Here is a 23,298-nt window from a genome sequence, read left to right as displayed (position 1 = left end):
CGCTCAGCGGCAGACCGGCAGCTTCAGCGTCTGGCCGACGCCGAGACGGTGGTGCCTGAGGTCGTTCATCTCGGTCACCTCCTGCACGCTCGAACAATGCAGCTTGCGCACGATGCTGATCAGCGTGTCGCCGTGACGCACCTTGTAGTGGCGGGTTTCCCTGGCCACCTTCGCCGCCGGTGCCACCGATGGCGCCGGCACCACCGGCACCACGGCACGATGCAGGTCATCGGCGAGGATCGGCCACGGGCCATCGACGCAGCGCGATGCGTAGGCCTTTTCCAGCAGTTTCGGCAGTTGCAGCGTGGCGCCCGCCGGCTGGCTCATCTGCGGATCCAGCCGCGGGTTGAGGTTGCGCAACGTGCGGAACCAGCCGTCGCTCATGCCGCCGGCCGACCCCAGGCACACGGTCAGTTCGGTCAGCGAAGCCGGCCGCTTCAGGGTGACTGAGCCGGGCGCCCCGTCGACCCTGGGGAAGCGCAGGTTGTAGCTGTCCGGATGCTGGAACAGCCAGGCCGCGGCCAGCACGGCCGGCACGTAGTCGCGGGTTTCCTGCGACAGCTGGTCGTAGATGCGCGGGTCGTAGAAGCTCGTCGCGGTGTTGTCGCCGACCGAGCGGCGCATGCGGCCCTCGCCGCCGTTGTAGGCGCCCAGGGCGAGCTCGAGGTTGTCGTTGAAGATCCGCAACTGCTCGTTGATGTACTCGGCATTCGCCCGCGCCGAGGCGGCCGGGTCGAAGCGCGTATCGAAGCCATTGTCGTTGCCCAGGCCGAAGCGCATGCCGGTGGCGTACATGAACTGCAACGGCCCGGCCGCGCCGGAGCGCGACACTGCGTTGACCTTGCCGCCGGATTCCTTGGCCAGGATGCCGAACAGCAGCGCCTCGGGCAGGTCCGCCTTCTCGTACTGCGGCCACATCTGGTAGCGCAGGTACTGGTAGTTGACCCAGGCGTCCATCAGCTGCGGGCGCCACTGGGTCAGCCACATCTCCAGCGCCGCCTTCACCGGTCCGTTCATCGCGATCAGCTGGGACAGCTTCTGCCCGTGCAGCAGGGTCACGCTGCGCTGCGCCTGCGGCAGGCTGCCCGGGCCGGCCTTGCCGGCGGCCAGCGCCGCCTGCGACGGCTCGACGTCGCCGCCAAGGTCCGGCGCGTCGTCGAAATCGCCGTCCTTCAGGCGCAGCAGGTGGTCGAACGCCGAGAAGAACCGCTGCGGATCACAGCCGGCCGTATTGCCGCAGCGTGCCGCGGCTGCCTTCAGGCTGTCGAGCGAACGGACCAGGGTCTGCTGCGATGCCTGCCGGTCGCCCGTGCGCGATTGCTGCAAGGCGGTCTCGTAGCCCTTGCTCGCCTGGTCGAGCTGGCCGTAGAGCGCATCGACCTGGGCCGGGTGCCTGGCGTCGCCGGTACTGGCGCAGGCGCCGAGCAGCATCCCCGCCGCAGCCAGGGACAGCACACGCATGGATCGAACCGGCAGACGCAACGACATCACGCACTTCACCCGCGGAAAACGCCCACCATAGCGGGCGCACCGCCCGGACTCAATGCGCCGCGAAAATTCCTGCGCCCTGGCTACAATCGCCCGACCCGCAACGGATGGAACGCCATGACCGAGATCCTGATCGGCCGCAACGACAGCACCAGCGTCAACCTCGACCCGCGCTACGGCAACCGCCACGGCATGATCGCCGGCGCCACCGGCACCGGCAAATCCGTTTCGCTGATGGTGCTGGCCGAAGGCTTCTCGCGGCTGGGCGTGCCGTGCTTCCTGGCCGACGCCAAGGGCGACCTGGCCGGCCTGTCGATGGCCGCCGGCGCACCGGGTGACAAGCTCAAGGCGCGCCTGGACAAGCTCAAGCTCACCGACTGGAAGGCACAGGCCAACCCGGTGATCTTCTGGGACATCTACGGCAAGCTCGGCCACCCGGTGCGCGCCACCGTCAGCGAGATGGGCCCCACCCTGCTCGGCCGCGTGCTGGAGTTGAACGATACCCAGGAGGGCGTGCTGGAAGTGGTGTTCAAGGCCGCCGACGACCAGGGCTGGCTGCTGCTCGACCTGGCCGACCTGCGCGCCCTGCTCGGCTACGCCGCCGACAACGCCAAGGCGCTCTCGACCCGGTACGGCCTGATCGGCACGACCAGCATCGCGGCGATCCAGCGCGCGCTGCTGAAGCTGGAAAACGACGGCGCCGACCCGTTCTTCGGCGAACCAGCGCTGGAGCTGGCCGACCTGATGCGCCAGGACATGAGCGGGCGCGGCATCATCAACGTGCTGGCCGCCGACCAGCTGATCCTGAAGCCGCGGCTGTATTCCACCTTCCTGCTGTGGCTGCTGTCCGAGCTGTTCGAGCAGCTGCCCGAAGTGGGCGACCTCGACCAGCCGAAGCTGGTGTTCTTCTTCGACGAGGCGCACCTGCTGTTCGACGACGCCTCGCCGGCGCTGCAGCAGCGGGTCGAGCAGGTAGTGCGGCTGATCCGCTCCAAGGGCGTGGGCGTGTACTTCTGCTCGCAGAATCCCGACGACGTGCCGGGCGTGATCCTGGGCCAGCTCGGCAACCGCATCCAGCACGCGCTGCGCGCGTTCACCCCGCGCGACCAGAAGGCGGTCAAGGCGGCGGCGGAAACCTTCGTGGCCAACCCGAAGCTCGACGTCACCGCGGCGATCACCAGGCTGGCCGTCGGCGAGGCGCTGGCCTCCACCCTGGCCGGCGGCGGCGTGCCCACGCCGGTGGAACAGGTGCTGGTGACCGCGCCGTGCTGCCGCATCGGCGCGATCACCGACGCCGAACGCGCCACCATCCGCCAGCGCTCGCCGGTGGGCGGCAAGTACGACCATCCGGTCAATCGCGAATCGGCCGCCGAGATCCTGGCCAGGCGCGCCGACGACAAGGCGGCCGCCACCGCGGGCGATCCGCCGGTCCAACCGGGCAAGACCGGCGAAACGGGCTGGGGCGGCGCCGTGCACGACGTGCTGTTCGGTACCACGCGTCGCCAGGGCATGGTCGAGACGATGGGCAAGCAGGTGGTGCGCACGATGGGCAGCCAGATCGGCCGGCAGATCCTGCGCGGCGTGCTGGGCGGGATCTTCGGCGGCAAGCGCTGAGGGCCCGCGCCATGTCCCGCATCGAGGTCGTCGCCGCCGACACGCCATTCGCGCAGCGCCTGCAGGCCGGCTTCGGCTACCCGCTGCGCGGCGCCGGGCTGGCCACCTGCGTGGTACTGGCGCTGGTGCACTATGTCGGCCTGCTGCCTTCCTGGACCGGCGCGCTGGCCAGTGCCCTGGTATGGGCCGCAACCTGGCGCTACGCCGCCGACTGCCTGCTGCACACCGCCAACGGCTACGCCGATCCGCCGGACGTCGGCAGCGACGGCAACAGCGCCAGCGGCTGGGGGCTCACCGCGATCCACCTGCTGGTGGTCGCGCTGTGCGTGCTGGCGATCGTGTTCTTCCCGCGCGCGCTGTGGCCGGTACTGCTGGTGGCCGCCCTGGCGCTGCCGGCGATCGACATGTCGCTGGCGTTCGACGGCAACCTCGCGCTGTCGCTCAACCCGCTGAACTGGGCGCGCGTCATCGGCGGCTTCGGCGCCGCCTACCTGATCCCGGTGGCGATCAACCTGCTGCTCGGCCTGCTGATCGTGCTGGCCTCGGTCACCTCGGCGCTGCTGCCGCGGCTGCTGGCCCTGCCGCTGTTCGCGTTCGCCTACACCTACCTGATCGTGCTCGCCTTCCACCTGATGGGCGCGATGATCCACCAGCGCCACGAACGCTTCGGCCTGGTTCCCGAGGCCCCGGAGCTGGCCAGGGCTTCGGGCCAGGATGCCGACAGCCGGCTGGTCGACGAGGCACGCCAGCTCGCCGTCGACGATCCGCTGGCCGCCTTGCGGCTCCTCGCCGCCCGGCTGCGGGAACGCGACGCGCCGCTCCCGGTGCACCAGCTCTACCGCGAGCTGCTGCACCGGCAGGGCCTGCGCGACGACCTGCTGGTGCACGGCCAGATCTGGATCGCCGCACTGACCGCCCGAGGCGAATCGCGCCGTGCGCTCGGCGTGCTGCAGGAATGCTGCGGCATCGACGCCGGGTTCGTGCCGGACGACCCGCAGACCTGCGGCGGGCTGGCCGAACTCGCCGCGCGACTGGGCATGGGCCGCATCGCGATCCACCTGTGCCGCGGCTACCTCGCGCACTGGCCGCGCGACCCGCAGGCACCGCACTACGGCCTGCTGGCCGCGCGCCTGCTGGCCGACCACGCCGACCAGCGCGCCGAGGCGACGGTCCTGCTGGACCAGCTCGCCGGCGCCTGGCCCGACCACCCGCTGCGCGCCGAGATCGACGCGCAGCGGCAGCGCCTGGCCAGCCCCGCATGAGCCGCTGGCGCCCGCCCTCGGCCGGTTCCACCGCGATCATCACGCGCGAGGGCTTCGAGCGGCTCAAGGCCGAACTCGACCACCTGTGGCACGTGCTGCGCCCGGAGGTGGTGAAGGCGCTGGCCGCCGCCGCGGCCGAGGGCGACCGCTCGGAAAACGCCGAGTACACCTACCGCAAGAAGCAGTTGGGCGAGATCGACCGCCGCGCGCGCTACCTCAGCAAGCGGATCCCCGCGCTCAAGGTGGCCGAAGGCGCGCCGGGCGACCGCGGCGCGGTGTTCTTCGGCGCCTGCATCGAGCTGGAGAACGTCGCCACCGGCGAGCTCCACCGCTACCGCATCGTCGGCCCGGACGAGACCGACGCGAAACGCGGCTGGATCAGCATCGACTCGCCGCTGGCGCGGGCGGTGCTGAAGAAGCACGTGGACGACGAGTTCGCCGCCGAGCTGCCCGGCGGAACGACCGCATTCGCCGTGCTGGCGGTCGATTACGAACGGGACTGACGCGGCGTCGGAACGGGTTTCGGCAGGCATGCCCTGCGCGGAGCCGGTTCAGACGACCGGCGGATACGCCCGCCCGGCCCGCCGCGGCTGGTAGCAGGCCGCGCTGCGATGGAAGGCCTCGTCGGCATTCCCGGGATGCCAGCCCGGGATTCCCGACAACGGCAGCGGGCGCAGTTCCTGCGGATCGTGCAGCAGCCGGCCGGCGGCGATAGCCTCGGCGCAACGGGCCGGCAAGGATTCGGCCGCATCATCGCAGCGGAACACCAGCGCCTTGGCCACCAGCAGCTTGTCCGGGCTCAACGCATGCTCCAGCAGGGCGTGGCCGAACACGGCCAGCCGGATCGAACCGTCCAGCCAGGCCTGGCGCCGGCGCCAGAACATGCCGTGCCAGTCGTGCGCGTCCCACAGCGCCAGCAGCGCGGGATCGCGCACGGCGACGATCACGCCGGCCTCGTCGAAGTGGGTCATCGCGTACTGCGCGCGCGAGCGCAGCTTCGGCCCCATGCGGGCCACCTCGGCCATCTGGCGTGCGTTGAGCGCACGCTTGATCGCCGGATGGCGCAGCCACACCAAGGCATTCAGCAGGTCGTGCCAGTTGCCTTCGCGGGTGGCGATCCCGCCACGCTCGGCGATGCGCTGCTCGTAGTGCAGGCCGTCGGCGAGCAGCGCCGGCGTCTGCGCCACGAAGCGCTGCGCCATGCCGGCGGGGACGCGGCGGTTGAGCGCGTCGATGGACGGCCACGCCGCGCCGTCGAGCAGGTCGGCGTATTCGCGCCACGCCGACAGCGGCATCCGCCCGAACACCGCCGGATCGACCGTGCCGCGGGCCGGCGCCACGAAGCGCGCCCTGTTCATGCGCTCATCCATGAGCGCGGCAGCCCGCTGATTGCCATGACGTTCATTCCGCGCTTCGCATCAACGCCGGAAGCGGCCATCGCTGGCCGCCCTTTCAAATGATCTTGAGCGCGGGATGCGCGAGGCGGGCGTGCAGGTCATGCTCGCTGGCGCCCTCGACCATCACATCGACGAACTGGCCGGGCTTCAGCGACTGGCCGTCGGCGACCAGCACCGTGCCGTCGATCTCCGGCGCGTCGGCGGCCGAGCGCGCCACCGCGCCGGCGGCATTCGCCTCGTCCACCAGCACCCGGATCGTGCGGCCGATCTTGCGCTGCAGCTTCGCGGCGGAGATCTCCGCCTGCACCGCCATGAACTGCTCGAGGCGATCCTCCTTCAGCTCCTCGGAGATCGCGCCGGGCAGCTCGTTCGCCTTCGCGCCGTCCACCGGCGAATAGGCGAACGCGCCGACGCGGTCGAGTTCGGCCTCGCGCAGGAAGTCGAGCAACTCCTCGAACTCGGCCTCGGTCTCGCCGGGGAAGCCCACGATGAAGGTGCTGCGGATGGTGAGATCGGGCACCTGGGCGCGCCAGTTGCGGATGCGCTCCAGCGTCTTGTCGATGTTGCCCGGCCGCTTCATCAGCTTCAGGATGCGCGGGCTGGCGTGCTGGAACGGGATGTCGAGGTACGGCAGGATTTTGCCTGCCGCCATCAGCGGCATCACCTCGTCCACGTGCGGGTACGGGTAGACGTAGTGCAGCCGCGTCCACGCGCCGAGTTCCGACAGGCCTTCGCACAGCTCGGTCATGCGCGTGCGGTACGCCTTGCCGCGCCACTCGCGCTCGGCGTACTTCAGGTCGACGCCGTAGGCGCTGGTGTCCTGCGAGATCACCAGCAACTCCTTGACGCCGCCCTTGACCAGCTTCTCGGCCTCGACCAGCACCTCGTCGACCGGGCGCGATACCAGGTTGCCGCGCATCGACGGGATGATGCAGAAGCTGCAGCGGTGGTTGCAGCCTTCGGAAATCTTCAGGTAGGCGTAATGCTTCGGGGTGAGCTTCACGCCCGTGTCCGGCACGATGTCGATGAACTTGTTGCGCCGGGGCGGCAGCGCCGCGTGCACCGCGCTCATCACGCTGGCGTAGTCCTGCGGGCCGCTGACCGACAGCACGTCCGGGTACGCCTCGCGGATCAGCGCCTCGCGCTTGCCCAGGCAGCCGGTGACGATCACCTTGCCGTTCTCGTGCAACGCGGTGCCGATCGAGTCCAGCGATTCCTGCACCGCGGCATCGATGAAGCCGCAGGTATTCACCACCACCGCGTCGGCGGCGTTGTAGCTGGGCACGATCTCGTAGCCCTCGACCTTGAGCTGGGTGAGGATGCGCTCGGAATCGACCAGCGCCTTGGGGCAGCCGAGGCTGACGAAGCCGATCTTGTGTGCGGTCTGGGACATGCGTGGCGCCACCGGAAACGTGCGGAACAGCCGGCAATTATACGGCAGTGCGGCCCGGCCACCGGCGCGGCTAGACTTCACGCGATCCCCTCTCCGGAGCCGCCCATGGGCCAGCACATCAACATCCCCACCAGCCGCACCCAGTGCATCGGCGGCTACCTCGCCCAGCCGCAGGGCAAGCCGAAGGGCGGCATCGTGGTGATCCAGGAGATCTTCGGCGTCACCGCGCACATCCGCCGCGTGACCGACCGCTTCGCCGAACACGGCTATGCCGCGATCGCGCCGGCGTTCTTCGACCACCTGGAGAGCGGCGTGGAGCTGGGCTACGACCAGGTCGGCGCCAACAAGGGCAAGCAGCTGGTCGCGGAACTGGGACTGGAGCGCGCCCTCGAGGACGTCGCCAGCGCCGCCGAGTCGATCGCGTCGGCCGGCAGGATCGGCACCGTCGGCTACTGCTGGGGCGGCACCGTGGCCCTGCTTTCCGCACTGCGCCTTGGGCTGCCTTCGGTAAGCTACTACGGCGCGCGCAACCTGCCGTTCCTGCACGAGACGCCGCAGGCGCCGGTGATGTTCCACTTCGGCGAGAAGGACCACAGCATTCCGCCGGAAACGGTGGCGAAGCATCGCGAGGCGCTGCCGCAGATGGAAGTCTTCACCTACCCGGCCGACCACGCCTTCAACCGCGACGGCAGCGCCCCCTACCACGAGGCCAGCGCGAAGCTGGCGCTGCAGCGCACGCTGGCGTTCTTCGACCGGCACCTGGCCGGCGACGCATGAACGGGCCCGGCTTCGCCCTCGACCCGCGGCTGGCGGCGGATGCCCGCCCGGTGGCTGCGTTGCCGCTGTGCGACGTGTTGCTGATGGACGACGCGCGCTACCCGTGGCTGATCCTGGTGCCGCGCCGCGCCGGCCTGGTCGAGGTCGCCGACCTGGACACCGGCGAGCAGGCCACGCTGTGGCAGGAAGTGAACCGCGCCAGCGCGGCGCTGCGCGCCGTGGCGCCCTGCGACAAGCTCAACCTCGGTGCGCTGGGCAACATCGTGCGCCAGCTGCACGTGCACGTGGTGGCGCGTCGCGAAGGCGACGCGGCGTGGCCCGGCCCGGTCTGGGGCAACGGCCGCGCGCAGCCGTATGCCGAAACGGCGCTGGCCGCGCGGCTGGACGCGCTGCGCCGACTCCTGGCTGGCCCGACGGGATAACGCGCCGATGGAATCGCCGACCCGGTTCGAGGCACTGGCCGAGGATGCGCTGCTGCTGCGTTTCGGCGACCGCATCGACATCGAGCTCAACGCCCGGGTGCAGGCCGCGGCCGCCCGCCTGCGCCGGTTGCCGCGGGTGGAATGCGTACCGGCCTATGCCAGCGTGCTGCTGCGCTTCGACCCGCGGGACTGGCCCGGCGACGGCGGTCCCCATCGCCAGCTGCAGGCGGCTGCCGGTGCAGCGCTGGCCGAGGCCGGCGACGCCGTCGCCGCGGCGCGTGAGCTGGTCATTCCGGTCTGCTATGGCGGCGAGTACGGGCCGGATCTCGCCGAAGTCGCCGCCTGCTGCGGGCTCGACGAGGCCGCGGTGTCCGCGCTGCACGCGGCGGCGGATTACCGCGTGGCGATGCTGGGCTTCGCGCCGGGATTCCCCTACCTGCTCGGACTCGATCCGCGCCTGGTGGTGCCGCGGCGCAGCGATCCGCGCCAGCGCGTGCCGGCCGGCAGCGTGGCGATCGGCGGCAGCCAGACCGGGATCTACCCCGAGGCGCTGCCCGGCGGCTGGCAGGTGATCGGGCGCACCCCGCTGCGCCTGTTCGACCTCGCGGCGGAAACGCCCGCACTGCTTGCCGCGGGCGATCGCGTGCGTTTCCGCGCGATCGATGCGGACGCCTTTCGCCAGCTGGCGGCCCGTCCCGGATGAGCGCCACGGTGATCAGGCCGGGCTTGCTGAGCAGCCTGCAGGATGCCGGCCGGCCGGGACATGCCGCGCTGGGCGTGGGCCGTGCCGGCGCGATGGACCTGCCGGCATGGCAGCTTGCCAACGCACTGGTCGGCAACCGCCGCGGCGAGGCCGCGCTGGAATGCACCCTGGCCGGTCCCGGCCTCCGCTTCGGGCAGGCCGCGGTGATCGCGTTGACCGGCGCGGCGATCGCCGCCCGCGTCGGCTCGCAGGCAATCCCGCCATGGACGACCTGCCTGCTGCCCGCGGGCAGCGTGCTGCAACTCGGCGGCATGAGCCGGGGCTGCCGCAGCTACCTTGCCGTGCGCGGCGGCTTCGACGTGCCGCCGCTGCTCGGCAGCCGCAGCAGCGACCTGCATGCGCGCATCGGCCGCGCGCTGCAGGCGGGCGACGTGCTACCGGTGGGCGCGGCCGCGCCGCTGCGCACCCTGCCGGCCCGCCAGCACGTGCGCGTGCTGGGCTGGGGCCCCGATCCGCAGCCGTGGTTCGACTTCGCGCGCCGGCCGTTGGCGCTGCTGCACGGGAGCCACTGGGCGGCCCTGGACAGCGCCTCGCAGCGGCAGCTGTACGGCGGCCACTTCACCCTGAGCAAGGACAGCAACCGCACCGCCAGCCGCCTGGACGGCCATGCGCTGCACCTGGCGGAACCGCTGGAGCTGGTCTCCGAGGCGGTCTTGCCCGGCACGCTGCAGCTGCCGCCCTCAGGCCAGCCGATCGTGCTGCAGGCCGAGGCGCCGGTGACCGGCGGTTATCCGCGCATCGGCCAGCTCGCCGCGGTGGACCTGCCGCGGCTGGCGCAGCTGCGTCCCGGCGATACCGTATGCTTCCGCGAAACCGGCATGGACGAAGCACTGGCCCGGCTGGCCGCACACCGGCAACGACTGACCCGCATGCTCGACGCGATCGCACAACGACTGGAAACCGGCGCATGAACCGCATCGACCTCAACGGCGACCTCGGCGAGTCGTTCGGCGCGTGGCGCATGGGCGACGACGATGCGCTGCTGCCGCTGCTCAGCTCGGCCAACATCGCCTGCGGCTTCCATGCCGGCGACCCCGGGATCATGCAGCGCACGGTGGCGCAGGCGGTGGCTCACGGCGTGGCGATCGGTGCACACGTCTCGCTGCCCGACCTGCAGGGTTTCGGCCGGCGCGAGATCGGCGTGACGCCCGCCGAGGCGTACGCCACGACGCTCTACCAGATCGGCGCGCTGCATGCGTTCACCCGCGCCGCCGGCGCCACGCTCAGCCACGTCAAGCCGCATGGCGCGCTGTACAACATGGCTGCGCGCGATGCCCTCCTTGCCGACGCGATCGCCCGCGCGGTGCGCGACTTCGACCCGCGGCTGCGGCTGTTCGGCCTGGCCGGTTCGGCGCTGATCGAGGCGGGCCGGAAGCTCGGCCTGGCGGTGGCGGCCGAGGCCTTCGCCGACCGCCGCTATCGCGCCGACGGCTCGCTGCAGCCACGGAGCGAGGCCGGCGCGGTGATCGAGGACGTCGAACTTGCCGTGGCCCAGGCGCTCGGCATCGCCCGCGACGGCACGGCGCAGGCGGTGGACGGCCGGCCCGTTCCGCTGCGGGCCGACACGCTGTGCCTGCACGGCGACGGCCCGCACGCGGTGCAGCTGGCATGCCGCCTGCGCGAGGCGCTCGACGCCGCCGGCCTGCGCATCGCCGCGCCGGATGCAGCATGACGGGCGTGCCGCCCCATCTCGGAGGAACCGCATGAACTATTGGCCCCTGCTCGGCGTCGCGGTGATCGTCGTCGGCTTCCTGTTGCGCTTCAATCCGGTGCTGGTGGTGGTCGCCGCCGCCGTGGGCAGCGGCCTGCTCGCCGGGCTGACGATCCCTGCCCTGCTGGCCTTGCTCGGCAAGAGTTTCGTTTCCAGCCGCATGCTGATGCTGTTCGTGCTGACCCTGCCGGCGATCGGCCTGCTCGAGCGCGCGGGCCTGCGCGAACACGCGCAGCGCTGGATGACCCGGCTGCATGGACTGACCCTCGCGCGGCTGCTGATCGGCTACCTGCTGCTGCGCCAGCTGCTGGCGGCGCTGGGTCTCACCGGCGTGGCCGGCGCGGCGCAAACCGTGCGCCCGCTGCTGGCCCCGATGGGCGAGGCGGCGGCGGCCAAGATCCACCCAGGCCTGGACGACGCCGACCGCGACGAACTGCGCGCGGTCGCCGCGGCCACCGACAACATCGGCCGCTTCTTCGGCGAGGACGTGTTCATCGCGCTCGGCGCCGTGCTGCTGATCCAAGGCTTCTATGCCCAGCACGGCATCGAGCTGAGCCCCCTGTCGATCGCGTTGTGGGCCCTGCCCACCGCGGTCGCGGCCTTCGTCGTCCAGTCCGTGCGGATATGGCTGTACCAGCGCCGGCTGCAGCGCCGCGCCGCCGGCCTGCGGGCCGAGGCGGCGGACTGAGCATGCTCCGCATCGAATACGTCTACTGGCTGATCGCCGCGTTCCTGCTCTACTGCGGCCTGCGCGACCTGCGCGAGCGGCGCTCCTGGCACGCCGCGTTCTGGCTGGTGCTCGGCGTGCTGTTCGGCGCTGGCGACTACGTGCTGGCGCAGCAGGCCGCCGGCCATACGCTGCCTGCGCAGCTGGCGGGCATCGGCGTGATCGTGCTGGCGCTGCTGGCGCCGCGACTGCATCGGCACGCCCATGCCGAGGAAGGCAGCGCTGCGCAACGCCTGCAGTCGGCCATCCGGCTCGGCCACAAGCTGCTCGTGCCGGCCCTGCTGATACCGCTGGTGACCCTGCTGGTGGCGCTGTTCGGCGGCTACCTGGCGTTCGCCGGCCGGCACCTGTTCGCCACCGCGCAGATGACCCTGACCGGGCTGGCGCTGGCCTGCGTGATCGCGCTGTTCGCCGCCGCACGCGTGGCACGTGCCCCGCTGCCCGCCGGTCTGGCCGAAGGCCGCCGCCTGCTCGACGCGATCGGCTGGGCGGCATTGCTGCCGCTGCTGCTGGCGGCGCTCGGCGAAGTGTTTACGCAAAGCGGCGTGGGCGCGGCGATCGCCGCGCTGGCCACCAGCTGGCTGCCCACCGGCAGCGCGCTGGCCTGCCTGGTCACCTTCGCGCTGGGCATGGTGCTGTTCACCGTCATCATGGGCAACGCGTTCGCCGCCTTCCCGGTGATGATGGCCGGCATCGGCCTGCCGCTGCTGATTCGCCAGCACGGCGCCGATCCGGCGATACTCGGCTCGATGGGCATGCTGTGCGGCTACTGCGGCACCCTGCTGACGCCGATGGCGGCCGACTACAACCTGGTGCCGGCGGCCTTGCTGGAGTTGCGCAACCCGTACGGGGTGATCCGCGCGCAGCTTTGGAGCGCGTGGTGGATCCTCGCCGCCACGTTCGTGACGATGTGGCTGCTGGCATTCCGTTGAACACGCCTTGTTGAACACGTCTTGAGGAGGCCCCCATGGGCGCATCCCTGCCACGCATCCTGCTGACCGGCTTCGACCCGTTCGCGGGCGAAGCGGTCAATCCGTCGTGGGAGGCCGTGCGCGCGCTGCACGGCCGGCGCATCGGCGGCCATCGCGTCGTCGCATTGCAGTTGCCCACCGAGTTCGCCGCCTCGCTGCGCCTGCTCCGCAGCGCGGTACGCCAGGCGGCGCCGTCGATCCTGCTCGGCGTCGGCCAGGCCGGCGGGCGGGCGCAGCTGTCGATCGAACGGCTGGCGATCAACCTGCAGGATGCGCGCATCCCCGACAACGCCGGGACGCAGCCGATCGACGAACCGGTGATCGCCGATGCTCCGGCCGCCTACTTCAGCACGCTGCCGGTCAAGGCGATGCTGGCTGCGCTGCAGGCGCAGGGCGTGCCGGCGGAAATCTCGAACAGCGCCGGCACCTACGTCTGCAACCACATCGCCTACGCCATGCTGCACCTGGCATCGCGGCGGCCGGGCGCACGCGCCGGCTTCATCCACATCCCGTTCCTCCCGGTGCAGGCCGCGCGGCATCCCGGCGCGCCCAGCATGACGCAGGCCGAGGTGGTGCGCGGCCTGGAAATCGCCCTGCGCACGGCAACCGCCACCCGGCGCGACCGCAGGCTCGGCGCCGGCACCCTGGACTGAGCGGGTCCATCGCCGTCGCGACCACAAGAAAACAGGAAGCCGCGATTCGCATCGCGGCTTCCTGGGTTCTTACGGCGGGGTATCAGTACTGGTGCTGGGGGTCGAAGCCGCCGCTGCTGGCATCCTTGCCCTTCTGCGAATCGGGCAACGCTGCCGGCGCATGATGATCCTCGAGCGCACGCGCCTTGGTTTCCACCGGATTGATCTTGGTCAGCGTGCCGCCATCGTCGTAATACGCGGTGAAGCCATAGTCCATCTGCATGCGCGCCAGGTATTCCAGGTGCCGCTTGCGGATCTTGGAATCGTCGCTGGGCACGAGCAGCACGGTCTTCGGCAATTTGCCCTGGTCCTTCAGGTAGGCGAAATGGCTGCCGACATCGAGCGCCGAAAGCACCGCGCCATCGAGCAGGAACTGGCCATCCTTGTAGGCCTGCAGCGTGGCGTCGAACTGGCCCTTCATCGATGCCGTGCCGACCGCGTCCCGGGTACCGCCCCGGTGGCAACCTGCCAGCACGAGCAGGCTGCCCAGCATGAGGGCTGCCGTGACGCGCGTCAGCAATGTGGAAAAACGGGTCATGGGAGTCTCCTGGCAATCGAACGTCTGGATCGTGGAAGTGTAGCGCGGCCAAGAACGGCGATGCGGGTCGCCGCTCCGCCGTTCAGCTCGCGTACTCAGGTGCGCGGCAGGGTCACGCCCTGCTGGCCCTGGTACTTGCCGCCACGGTCCTTGTAGCTGGTCTCGCACTCCTCGTCGGATTCGAGGAACAGCATCTGCGCCACGCCCTCGTTGGCGTAGATTTTTGCGGGCAGCGGGGTGGTGTTGGAGAACTCCAGCGTCACGTGGCCCTCCCACTCCGGCTCCAGCGGGGTCACGTTGACGATGATGCCGCAGCGCGCGTAGGTGCTCTTGCCGAGGCAGACCGTGAGCACCTTGCGCGGGATGCGGAAGTACTCGACCGTGCGCGCCAGCGCGAACGAGTTCGGCGGGATGATGCATACGTCCGCCTCGACGTCGACGAAGCTCGACGGATCGAACGCCTTCGGGTCGACGATGGTGGAATTGATGTTGGTGAAGATCTTGAACTCGCGCGCGCAGCGCACGTCGTAGCCGTAGCTGGAGGTGCCGTACGAGATCAGCTTGTTGCCGTCGCGCAGCTTGACCTGGCCCGGTTCGAACGGCTCGATCATGCCGTGGCTTTCGGCCATGCGGCGGATCCACTTGTCGGATTTGATGCTCACGCGGACTCCGGTCGGTAGCGGCAGCACCCGGTCCAGCCGGGCGCAAAGCGGCAAAAATACATGGTCCGGGCGCCGCCGCGCCACCCGACCAGATCCGCCACCGTAGGAGCCCGCTCGCGGGCGATGCTTTTGGAGCCGGGATTCGGGGTTCGGGATTCGCAAAAGCAGGAGCATCGCCCGCGAGCGGGCTCCTACGGTGGGCGCGGAATATCGGCCAAGATGTCCAGCGCCGCGCACAATTCCGCGCAGCGTTCCGCGCTGGCCAGTACCTGCGCCGCCGTGCAGCCGGCGCCCGGCAGCGCCACCGGCAGGGGCTGCGCCGCCAGCAACTGGGCGGACATGGTGTACAGGATCTCGGCCAGCGCCTCCTGCGCATGGTACGAACCGCGCGCGGCCGTGTTCAACAGCAGCACCGGCTTGCCCGGAAACTCCAGGCTGCCGACCAGCCAGTCCAGCAGGTTCTTGAACGCGCCGGGCACGCCGTGGGCGTATTCGGGGCAGGCGACCAGCAAGGCATCGGCGCGGCCGACGGCCTCGCGCAGCGACCGTACCGGCGCGGGCACGGCATCGGCTTCGTCGTCCGGATTGAACAGCGGCAAGCTACCGAGCCCGTCGTACAGCACCAGCTCCAGCGCCGGCGGCGCCAGCTGCTGCGCCGCTTCCAGCACGGCCGTGTTCGAGGACATCCGGCGCAGGCTGCCGGACAGGCACAGCACGCGCTGCGCCGGCGCCGTCATGCGGCCGGCACGCCTTGCACCACGATCTTGCCCAGCCCCAGCGACTTGTTGCGTGGCTGCCGCGACAGCCGGCCGGCCGCGTTGCGGGCGATCTCGCGATAGCGCATGGCGAGGTCGGAATCGGGCATCGCCGCCACCGTGGGGTTGCCGCCGTCGGCCTGTTCGCGGATGCGGATGTCCAGCGGCAGCGAGCCGAGATAGGCCGCGCCGTATTGCGTCGCCATGCGCTGGCCGCCGCCTTCGCCGAAGATGTTTTCCTCGTGGCCGCAGTTGGAGCAGACGTGGGTGGCCATGTTCTCCACCACGCCGAGCACCGGCACCTCGACCTTCTCGAACATCTTCAGCGCCTTGCGCGCATCCAGCAGGGCGATGTCCTGCGGCGTGGTGACGATCACCGCGCCGGCCACCGGCACCTTCTGCGACAACGTGAGCTGGATGTCGCCGGTGCCCGGCGGCAGGTCGACGATCAGGTAGTCGAGCGGTTCCCAGCGCGTGTCGGTGAGCAACTGCATCATCGCCTGGGTGACCATCGGACCGCGCCAGATCATCGGCGTATCCTCCTCCACCAGGAAGCCGATCGACATCACCGGCATGCCGTGCGCCTGCATCGGGATGATGCTCTTGCCGTCCGGCGAGGCCGGCTTGCCGTGCACCCCGAGCATGGTCGGCTGGCTGGGCCCGTAGATGTCCGCGTCCATCACGCCGACCTTCGCACCCTCGGCCTGCAGCGCCAGCGCCAGGTTCGCCGACACCGTGGACTTGCCCACGCCGCCCTTGCCGGACGCCACCACGATGATGTTCTTCACGTTCGGCAGCGGCCCCAGCGTGCCCTGCACCTTGTGCACGTGGATGCGGCTGGTGATCGAAACCGCGGCCGAGTCGATCGCCGGATCGGCTTCCAGCGCCTGGCGCACGCGCGCCGTGAGGCTGTCGATGGCGCCGGCGGCCGGATAGCCCAGTTGCAGGTCCACCGACACCTTCGCCCCGTCCACGCCGACCGCGCGCACGGCCTCGGCCAGCGGCGCGCCGGTATGGGTGTCGATGAGACCGCCAAGGATCTGGCGGACCAGGGTTTCGTTCGCCTGCGTCATGTCGGCTCGGGTGTTTGCGGGGCACCCATTATGCCAGCCCGCCGTCGCGGCCCCGCTGACCTGGGTCAGCGACAGGCATGGCGCATTGCAGCTTGACGGCCTTGTGGAACCTCGCCAGTCTCGCATTCCATACGCTTTCGTACGGGAGGATCATCCATGAAGCTTGCTGTCCGCCTCACCTTCGCCGCCGGCCTGCTGCTGGCTGCCGGCACCGCGCTGGCCGCCACCGACACTCCGGCCGGCACCTGGAAGACCATCGACGACGCCACCCACCAGCAGAAGTCGATCGTCGAGATCACCGAGCACAATGGCGAGTACCAGGCGAAAATCGTGAAGCTGCTGAACCGCACGCCGGAAGACGTGGCCCGCGACGGCGAGCACCCGGTCTGCACCAAGTGCGACGGCGAGCGCAAGAACCAGCCGATCGTGGGGATGACCTTCATGTGGGGCGTCAGCAAGGACGGCGACGAATGGAGCGGCGGCAGGATCCTCGACCCGAAGAACGGCAAGGTCTACAAGGTGAGGCTCAAGCTGACGGACAGCGGCCGCAAGCTCGACGTGCACGGCTACATCGGCTTCGCCCTGCTCGGCCGCTCGCAGGTCTGGGAACGGCAGGACTGACACCGCTTCATCGCCGCGCCTGATCCGAACGCCCCGCGCCGCCTGCCGGTCCGGGGCGTTTTCATGTGTGGTCAGTCGGCCGCCGGATCGGCCCGATGCACGCTGACGCCGCGGGAGCCGAAGGCGGCGCGCGCCTGGCGGCCGACGGCATGCTCGACCACCAGGTGCTGCACCTCGCTGGTCTGCGCGATCCGGTGCGTGGCCGCCGCGCCCAGCTTGTCGCTGGTGGCCACCACCACGGTCTCGCCGCTGGCCTCGACCATCGCCCGCTTCAACAGCGATTCCTCGCTGTCGAAACCCCACAGGCCGCTCTCCGCGTCGATCGCGCAGGCGCCGGGGAAGCACAGGTCGGCGCGGACGCGATGCAGCTCCTGCAGGGTCTGCGCCCCCACCGCGCCGCCGATCCGCGGATCGATGCGGCCGCCCAGCAGCAGGATCTCGAAGCCCTCGCGCTCGATCAGCGCCAGCGCGATATCCGGCGCATTGGTGATCACGGTGAGGCCCATCCGTTCGGGCAGGGCCGCGGCAATCGCGGCATTGGTGGAACCGGCGTCGATCAGCAGCACCTGGCCTTGGCGCACCAGGCTCACCGCCTTGCGCGCCAGGGCCAGCTTGCGGCCGACCTGTTCGCCGCGCCGCTGCTTCAGCGGGGCGATCGCCGCCGACAGCGGCAGCGCGCCGCCGTAGACGCGCCTGCACAATCCCTGCGCGGCCAGTTCGCGCAGGTCGCGGCGGATCGAATCCTCCGACGCCGCAAACTCCACCGAGAGTTCCGCCGCCACTACCCGCCCGCGGCTGCGCAGGCGCTGCAGGATCTCGTGCTGGCGCTCCTGCGGCAGCATCTCGCCGGAAACGGTTGCCTTAGCCATGGCCATCGCCCTCCATCGCACCCAGCACGCCGGCCGCGCGAAGCTCCGCGCGCAGCGTGGCCGCGTCGCGAAACAGCAGGCCGTGCATGCCCAGCCGGCGGGCGGCATCGACATTGCGCGATGCGTCGTCGATGTAGATCGTGCGCTGCGGCAGCAGCCCGAAGCGCGAGAGCAGCCGCCGGAAGATCGCCGGATCGGGCTTCAGCAGCCGCTCCTGCCCGGACACCATGACCCCGGCAAACCAGTGCAGGAAATCGTAGCGCTCCCACGCGATCGGAAAGGTCTCATGCGACCAGTTGGTGAGCGCATACAGCCGCAGGTTCCGCCCGCGCAATTCGTCCAGCACGGCCACGCTGGGCGCCAGCGGGCCGCCCAGCATTTCGTCCCAGCGCGCACGGTAGGCCGCGATCAGCCCGGCATGCTGCGGGTGTTGCGCGCTGAGCGTGGCGATCGCCTCGTCCCAGCCGCGGCCGGCATCCTGCTGCTCGTTCCAATGCATGGTGCAGACCTCGGCCAGGAAGCGCTCCATCGCCGCCTCGTCGCCGAACAGCCGGCGATACAGGTGGCGCGGGTTCCAGTCGATCAGCACCCCGCCCAGATCGAACACCACCGTGTCGAAGCGACCGCCGGCTGCGTTCACGGCCGCACCAGCCTTGCCGACGCGGCGGTCAGCAGCAGCAACCCGGCCACCGCCGCCAGTGCCGCCGGCAGGCTGCTGGCCTGGGCCAGGAAACCGATCAGTGCCGGGCCGCTGAGCAGGCCGGCATAGCCCAGCGTGGTCACCGTGGCGATGGCCATGCCCGGCGACGTGCCGGGCAGCCGGCCGGCCGCGCCGAACATCACCGGCACGATATTGGCCGCACCCAACCCAATCAGCACGAAGCCGAGCAGCGCCGCGGGCGGCCACGCCAGCATCGACGCCAACAGGAAACCCGCCGCTGCCATGCAGGCGCCCAGGCGCACGGTCAGCACCGGACCGAAACGCGCGACGGTCCAGTCGCCGGTAAGCCGGCCCAGCGCCATCGCCACCGAAAAGGCGGCATAGCCGATGCCCGCGGAGGTTGCCGGGAAACCGCGGAAATCGCGCAGGAACACCGCGCTCCAGTCCAGCATCGAACCTTCGGCCAGGAAGCTGATGAAGCACAGCAGGCCCAGCACCAACACGATGCCGCGCGGCATGCCGAACGCCGCCGCGCGTCCGCCGGCATCGTCGACATGCTCGATCAGGCGGGGCCACTGCGTTACCACCACCACGGCCAGCAGCACGGAAACGGCAGCGGCGGCGGCGGTCAGCGGCCAGCCGAGCGCCAGCAGCAGGCTCATGCCGGCCGCTCCGCTCAAGCCGCCGATGCTGAACAGACCGTGGAAGCCCGACATCAGCGGGCGGCCATCGCGGCGTTCCACCTCCACCGCATGGGCGTTCATCGCCACGTCCACCGCGCCCAGCGCCACGCCGAAGTACAACAGGGCGAGTGCCAGCGTGGCCACGCCGGGCGCGATCGCCAGCAGCGGCAGCGCCAGGCACAGCATCAGCCCGCCGACGCCGATCACCCGGCGGCTGCCGACGTGATGGGTGAGCAGGCCGACCAGCGGCATCGATACCATCGAGCCGCCGCCGAAGGCCAGCAGCAGCAAGCCAAGCGAAGCCTCGTCGAGGCCGAGCCGCGCCTTCGCATACGGCACCATCGGCGCCCACGCGGCCATGCCGATGCCGGAAGCCAGGAAGACCAGCCGGGTGGCGCGAATGGCCGGCGCCAGCCCGTTGCGCTCGTCCACTGCCGGGAAAATGCCGCTCGTCTGCATGCCGACTCCATGTCATTCAATGCGTATAAATGTATATAAATATGAAAAAATACGCAATCGGCCGGATCGCTCCCATGCGTCGCGAAGCGGGCATGGAACGCGCCCGGCTCCACCGCCAGGCCTTGCCGGAAGCCGCCCCGCGGCCAATGCGACCGCGGCGGCCATGGCATAATGCGCAGTCAACAACGGAATACGCCCCATGAGTCGTCGCCTGCTCGTCACCAACGCCCTGCCCTATGCCAATGGCCCGCTGCACATGGGCCACCTGCTGGGCTACATCCAGGCCGACATCTGGGTGCGCGCGCAACGGATGAACGGCAACAAGGTGGTCTACGTCTGCGCCGACGATGCGCACGGCACGCCGATCATGCTGGCCGCGGAGAAGGCCGGCATGACGCCCGAGGCCTTCATCGCCGGCATCCGCGAAGGCCACGAGGCGGATTTCGCCGCGTTCGGCGTGGCGTTCGACCAGTACCACACCACCCATTCGGAAGAGAACCGCGAGCTGTCGACGCTGATCTACACGCGCCTGCGCGATGGCGGCTACATCGCCAGGCGCAGCATCCAGCAGCTGTTCGATCCTGAAAAAGAAATGTTCCTGCCGGACCGCTACATCAAGGGCGTGTGCCCGAACTGCGGCACGCCGGACCAGTACGGCGACAACTGCGAGCACTGCGGCGCCACCTACGCGCCCACCGACCTGATCAACCCGTACTCGGTGATGTCCGGCGCCACCCCGGTGCTGCGCGATTCGGAGCATTACTTCTTCGAACTGGGCAAGTTCGAGGGACTGCTGCGCGACTGGTTCGCCGGCAAGCTCACCCACGGCAAGCCGGTGGCGAACAGCGGCGTCGCGGCGAAGCTGCGCGAGTGGCTGGACGGCGGCCTGAAGGACTGGGACATCTCGCGCGACGCACCCTACTTCGGCTTCCCGATCCCCGATGCGCCGGGCAAGTTCTTCTACGTATGGCTGGACGCGCCGGTCGGCTACCTGGCCAGCTTCAAGGCACTGTGCAACCGCACCCACCTGAAGTTCGACGAGTTCCTCGCCCCCGGCAGCACGGCCGAGATGCACCATTTCATCGGCAAGGACATCATCAACTTCCACGGCCTGTTCTGGCCGGCGATGCTGCACGGCGCCGGCTTCCGCACGCCCACCGCGCTGCACGTCAACGGCTACCTCACGGTGAACGGCGCGAAGATGTCCAAGTCGCGCGGCACCTTTATCCGGGCGCGTACCTACCTGGACGCCGGCCTGCATCCGGGATTCCTGCGCTACTACTTCGCCAGCATGCTCAGCGACGCGCCGGTCGACGTGGATCTCGACCTCAAGGCGTTCGAGGAGCGCGTCAACTCGCACCTGATCGGCAAGTGGGTGAACATCGCCAGCCGCACCGCCGGCTTCGTGCACAAGTATTTCGGCGGCCGCCTGGCGCCGCAGCTCAGCGTCGAGGAAACCGCGCTGTGGAACACCCTGCTGGAACACTACGACGGCGTCGCCGCGCTCTATGACGGCGGCGACTTCGCCGAGGTCACCCGCCGCTTCGTGCTGATGGCCGACCTGGTCAACGGCCACATCGCCGCCATGGCGCCGTGGGCGATGGCCAAGGACGAAGGCCGCCGCGAGGAGCTGCACCAGGTGTGCTCGTTCGCGCTGACCGCGTTCCGCCTGCTGGCCGGCATGCTCAAGCCGATCCTGCCGATTACCGTAGCTGCTGCCGAACAGTTCCTGGCCGCACCGATCGCCGACTTCGACGACGCCCGCGCCAGCCTGCGCAACCATGCCATCAACGCGTTCGACCCGCTGCTCGGCCGCATCGATCCCAAGCGCATCGAGGCCATGGTCGAAGCCTCGAAGGATTCGCTCGGCGTCCCCACCGAGGCTGCCGCGGCCTCCAGGAAGAAAAAGCCCATGAGCGACAGTGCAAAGCCTGCAGCGACGGCTCCCGGCGGCCGCAAGGAAGCCCCCCTGCAGGATTCCCCGCTCCCGACTCCCGGCTTCATCGGCATCGACGATTTCGCCCGGCTCGACCTGCGCATCGGCAAGGTCATCGCCTGCGACTTCGTGGACGGCTCGGACAAGCTGCTGCGCTTCGAACTGGACGCCGGCCCGCTGGGCACGCGGCAGATCTTCTCCGGCATCCGCGCCGCCTACGCCGAACCGGCAAGCCTGGTCGGCCGCAACGTGGTGTTCATCGCCAACCTGGCCCCGCGCAAGATGCGCTTCGGCCTGTCCGAAGGCATGATCCTCTCCGCCGGCGACGGCGGCAGCGACCTGTTCCTGCTCGACGCCGACCAGGGCGCCAGGCCGGGCGCCAACGTGCGCTGAGCTGGGAAGCCGGGATTCGGGATTGGGGATTAGTGAAAAGCTGCCAGCCCGCCGCACACTGCTCTTTCCGAATCCCGAATCCCGAATCCCCATGAACGACCTCGCCGACCGCATCGACGCCCTGCTGCCGCAGACGCAGTGCGAGCAGTGCGGCTATCGCGGCTGCCGGCCGTATGCGGAGGCGATCGCGCGCGGCGAGGCGGAAATCAACCAGTGCCCGCCCGGCGGTACGGCCGGGATCGCGAAGCTGGCGGCGCTGCTGGATCGGCCGGTGCTGCCGCTGAATCCTGCCAATGGCGTGGAAAAGCCGCGCATGCTGGCACGCATCGTCGAGGCCGACTGCATCGGCTGCACCAAGTGCATCCAGGCCTGCCCGGTCGACGCCATCGTGGGCGCCTCGAAACTGATGCATACCGTGCTCGCCGACGACTGCACCGGCTGCGAGCTGTGCGTGCCGGCCTGTCCGGTCGACTGCATCGTGCTGGAACCGATGCCGCCCGCGCAGATCGACGCCGCGCACGCCGACGCGGCGCGCGCCCATTTCCGGCGCCGCGAAGCGCGCCTCGGGCACCAGCGGGTCGAGCGCGAAGCCGAGCTGGCCGCGCGCAAGGCCGCGGTGGACGCCGCATCCGGCCCGATCAACCCCGTACTCGCCGCGCTGGCCCGCGCCAGGGCAAAGCGGCAGGAGCCGAAACCGTGAAGCGTACCGAGGTGGTGGAACTGTTCTCGCGCCTGCGTGAACTCGACCCGCATCCCACCACCGAACTCGTCTACGGCACGCCGTTCGAGCTACTGGTCGCCGTAGTGCTGTCGGCACAGGCCACCGACGTGGGCGTGAACAAGGCCACGAAGAAGCTCTATCCGGTGGCGAACACGCCGCAGGCGATCCTCGACCTCGGCGAGGACGGCCTGAAGCCTTACATCAGCACGATCGGGCTGTTCAACGCGAAGGCGAAGAACGTGATCGCGCTGTGCCGGCTGCTGCTCGAACGGCACGACGGCGAGGTGCCGCGCACGCGCGAAGCGCTGGAGGCGCTCCCCGGCGTGGGCCGCAAGACCGCCAACGTCGTTTTGAATACGGCTTTCAATGAACCGACCATCGCGGTGGACACGCACATCTTCCGCGTCGCCAACCGCACCGGCCTGGCCCCCGGCAAGGACGTGCGCACGGTCGAGGACAAGCTGGAGAAAGTGGTCCCGGCCGAGTTCAAGCAGGACGCCCACCACTGGCTGATCCTGCACGGCCGCTACGTGTGCAAGGCGCGCAAGCCGGACTGCCCGCACTGCGTGATCCGCGACCTGTGCCGCTACAAGCACAAGACGGTCGATTAGGAAACGGAGGACGGAAGAACCTGGTTCTTCCTCTTGTTTCGTAGGGCGGACACTGTCCGCCGGCTTTTTGACGGGCAAGAGCGGCGGACAGTGTCCGCC

At 70.0% G+C, this 23,298-nt stretch carries 25 protein-coding genes; 15 read left to right on the top strand and 10 right to left on the bottom strand.

Going from position 1 to position 23,298, the window contains the following annotated elements; all coding sequences use genetic code 11:
• Positions 1–3: 3 nt before the first annotated feature.
• Entirely contained in the window at positions 4–1,461 is a 1,458-nt protein-coding gene (locus AC3WRN_RS04445) for a transglycosylase SLT domain-containing protein (RefSeq protein ID WP_492622064.1), read from the bottom strand.
• 144 nt (positions 1,462–1,605) lie between these two features.
• On the opposite strand from AC3WRN_RS04445, the gene AC3WRN_RS04440 reads away from it, so the two are divergent.
• From AC3WRN_RS04440 to greB, 3 genes are read left to right on the top strand one after another with little or no spacing between them, the layout of a single operon-like run.
• On the top strand, positions 1,606–3,102 hold the full coding sequence (locus tag AC3WRN_RS04440) for a helicase HerA-like domain-containing protein (RefSeq protein WP_492622063.1): 1,497 nt from the start codon (positions 1,606–1,608) through the stop codon (positions 3,100–3,102).
• An 11-nt stretch (positions 3,103–3,113) separates the two neighbouring features.
• Positions 3,114–4,364, top strand: a complete 1,251-nt coding sequence (locus tag AC3WRN_RS04435; RefSeq protein ID WP_492622062.1) for a hypothetical protein — start codon at positions 3,114–3,116, stop codon at positions 4,362–4,364.
• Positions 4,361–4,867 carry a transcription elongation factor GreB gene (gene greB, locus AC3WRN_RS04430; RefSeq protein WP_068090586.1) on the top strand — a complete coding sequence of 169 codons (507 nt, stop codon included), beginning with the start codon at positions 4,361–4,363 and terminating at the stop codon, positions 4,865–4,867. The genes AC3WRN_RS04435 and greB overlap by 4 nt, the downstream gene beginning before the upstream one ends.
• Positions 4,868–4,915: 48 nt before the next feature.
• Here greB and AC3WRN_RS04425 read toward each other — a convergent pair whose 3' ends face one another.
• Entirely contained in the window at positions 4,916–5,722 is an 807-nt protein-coding gene (locus AC3WRN_RS04425; RefSeq protein ID WP_492622061.1) for a DUF3025 domain-containing protein, read from the bottom strand.
• Between the two features lie 94 nt (positions 5,723–5,816).
• Positions 5,817–7,154 (bottom strand): 30S ribosomal protein S12 methylthiotransferase RimO, encoded by a 1,338-nt coding sequence (gene rimO, locus AC3WRN_RS04420; RefSeq protein WP_492622060.1) that lies wholly within the window; start codon positions 7,152–7,154, stop codon positions 5,817–5,819.
• Positions 7,155–7,259: 105 nt separating this feature from the next.
• Here rimO and AC3WRN_RS04415 point away from each other — a divergent pair, with 105 nt between their 5' ends.
• The 8 genes from AC3WRN_RS04415 to pcp are packed head-to-tail and all read left to right on the top strand — an operon-like array spanning position 7,260 to position 13,178.
• On the top strand, positions 7,260–7,931 hold the full coding sequence (locus tag AC3WRN_RS04415) for a dienelactone hydrolase family protein (protein ID WP_492622059.1): 672 nt from the start codon (positions 7,260–7,262) through the stop codon (positions 7,929–7,931).
• Positions 7,928–8,353, top strand: a complete 426-nt coding sequence (locus AC3WRN_RS04410; RefSeq protein ID WP_492622058.1) for an HIT domain-containing protein — start codon at positions 7,928–7,930, stop codon at positions 8,351–8,353. The genes AC3WRN_RS04415 and AC3WRN_RS04410 overlap by 4 nt, the downstream gene beginning before the upstream one ends.
• A gap of 7 nt (positions 8,354–8,360) precedes the next feature.
• Complete coding sequence (pxpB, locus tag AC3WRN_RS04405; protein ID WP_492622057.1) at positions 8,361–9,056, top strand: 5-oxoprolinase subunit PxpB; 696 nt, start codon at positions 8,361–8,363, stop codon at positions 9,054–9,056.
• A complete protein-coding gene (locus AC3WRN_RS04400) occupies positions 9,053–10,027 on the top strand; it encodes a 5-oxoprolinase subunit C family protein (RefSeq protein ID WP_492622056.1) in 975 nt (324 codons plus the stop codon). Before pxpB ends, AC3WRN_RS04400 begins: the two co-directional genes overlap by 4 nt.
• Entirely contained in the window at positions 10,024–10,788 is a 765-nt protein-coding gene (locus tag AC3WRN_RS04395; RefSeq protein ID WP_068090599.1) for a LamB/YcsF family protein, read from the top strand. The genes AC3WRN_RS04400 and AC3WRN_RS04395 overlap by 4 nt, the downstream gene beginning before the upstream one ends.
• A 31-nt stretch (positions 10,789–10,819) precedes the next feature.
• Complete coding sequence (locus AC3WRN_RS04390) at positions 10,820–11,515, top strand: DUF969 domain-containing protein (RefSeq protein WP_492622055.1); 696 nt, start codon at positions 10,820–10,822, stop codon at positions 11,513–11,515.
• Positions 11,516–11,517: 2 nt separating this feature from the next.
• The gene (locus AC3WRN_RS04385) at positions 11,518–12,486 is read left to right on the top strand and encodes a 5-oxoproline transporter, DUF979 family subunit (protein WP_492622054.1); all 969 of its coding nucleotides are present in this window, start codon (positions 11,518–11,520) and stop codon (positions 12,484–12,486) included.
• A 35-nt stretch (positions 12,487–12,521) separates the two neighbouring features.
• Entirely contained in the window at positions 12,522–13,178 is a 657-nt protein-coding gene (gene pcp, locus AC3WRN_RS04380) for a pyroglutamyl-peptidase I (protein WP_492622053.1), read from the top strand.
• An 82-nt stretch (positions 13,179–13,260) separates the two neighbouring features.
• Here pcp and AC3WRN_RS04375 read toward each other — a convergent pair whose 3' ends face one another.
• From AC3WRN_RS04375 to apbC, 4 genes are all read right to left on the bottom strand, one after another.
• The gene (locus tag AC3WRN_RS04375; RefSeq protein ID WP_492622052.1) at positions 13,261–13,755 is read right to left on the bottom strand and encodes a hypothetical protein; all 495 of its coding nucleotides are present in this window, start codon (positions 13,753–13,755) and stop codon (positions 13,261–13,263) included.
• Positions 13,756–13,850: 95 nt separating this feature from the next.
• On the bottom strand, positions 13,851–14,417 hold the full coding sequence (dcd, locus tag AC3WRN_RS04370) for a dCTP deaminase (RefSeq protein ID WP_007512923.1): 567 nt from the start codon (positions 14,415–14,417) through the stop codon (positions 13,851–13,853).
• A 191-nt stretch (positions 14,418–14,608) separates the two neighbouring features.
• The gene (locus AC3WRN_RS04365; RefSeq protein ID WP_492622051.1) at positions 14,609–15,154 is read right to left on the bottom strand and encodes an NADPH-dependent FMN reductase; all 546 of its coding nucleotides are present in this window, start codon (positions 15,152–15,154) and stop codon (positions 14,609–14,611) included.
• On the bottom strand, positions 15,151–16,245 hold the full coding sequence (gene apbC / locus AC3WRN_RS04360) for an iron-sulfur cluster carrier protein ApbC (protein ID WP_492622050.1): 1,095 nt from the start codon (positions 16,243–16,245) through the stop codon (positions 15,151–15,153). The genes AC3WRN_RS04365 and apbC overlap by 4 nt, the downstream gene beginning before the upstream one ends.
• A 156-nt stretch (positions 16,246–16,401) precedes the next feature.
• On the opposite strand from apbC, the gene AC3WRN_RS04355 reads away from it, so the two are divergent.
• On the top strand, positions 16,402–16,866 hold the full coding sequence (locus tag AC3WRN_RS04355) for a DUF2147 domain-containing protein (protein ID WP_492622049.1): 465 nt from the start codon (positions 16,402–16,404) through the stop codon (positions 16,864–16,866).
• A 71-nt stretch (positions 16,867–16,937) separates the two neighbouring features.
• On the opposite strand, the gene AC3WRN_RS04350 is transcribed toward AC3WRN_RS04355, so the two are convergent.
• From AC3WRN_RS04350 to AC3WRN_RS04340, 3 genes are read right to left on the bottom strand one after another with little or no spacing between them, the layout of a single operon-like run.
• Complete coding sequence (locus tag AC3WRN_RS04350) at positions 16,938–17,735, bottom strand: DeoR/GlpR family DNA-binding transcription regulator (RefSeq protein ID WP_492622048.1); 798 nt, start codon at positions 17,733–17,735, stop codon at positions 16,938–16,940.
• Positions 17,728–18,375, bottom strand: a complete 648-nt coding sequence (locus tag AC3WRN_RS04345) for an HAD family hydrolase (RefSeq protein ID WP_492622047.1) — start codon at positions 18,373–18,375, stop codon at positions 17,728–17,730. The genes AC3WRN_RS04350 and AC3WRN_RS04345 overlap by 8 nt, the downstream gene beginning before the upstream one ends.
• Positions 18,372–19,538, bottom strand: a complete 1,167-nt coding sequence (locus AC3WRN_RS04340; RefSeq protein WP_492622046.1) for an MFS transporter — start codon at positions 19,536–19,538, stop codon at positions 18,372–18,374. Before AC3WRN_RS04340 ends, AC3WRN_RS04345 begins: the two co-directional genes overlap by 4 nt.
• A gap of 199 nt (positions 19,539–19,737) precedes the next feature.
• On the opposite strand from AC3WRN_RS04340, the gene metG reads away from it, so the two are divergent.
• The 3 genes from metG (at position 19,738) to nth (ending at position 23,199) form a co-directional block, all read left to right on the top strand.
• Positions 19,738–21,867, top strand: a complete 2,130-nt coding sequence (gene metG, locus AC3WRN_RS04335; RefSeq protein WP_492622045.1) for a methionine--tRNA ligase — start codon at positions 19,738–19,740, stop codon at positions 21,865–21,867.
• 91 nt (positions 21,868–21,958) lie between these two features.
• Positions 21,959–22,567 carry an RnfABCDGE type electron transport complex subunit B gene (locus AC3WRN_RS04330; RefSeq protein WP_492622044.1) on the top strand — a complete coding sequence of 203 codons (609 nt, stop codon included), beginning with the start codon at positions 21,959–21,961 and terminating at the stop codon, positions 22,565–22,567.
• Entirely contained in the window at positions 22,564–23,199 is a 636-nt protein-coding gene (gene nth, locus AC3WRN_RS04325; RefSeq protein ID WP_492622043.1) for an endonuclease III, read from the top strand. Before AC3WRN_RS04330 ends, nth begins: the two co-directional genes overlap by 4 nt.
• Positions 23,200–23,298 lie beyond the last annotated feature (99 nt).

The organism is Rhodanobacter sp. FW101-FHT13A11 (genome assembly GCF_058790335.1).
This window is presented reverse-complemented; position numbering and strand designations above follow the sequence as displayed.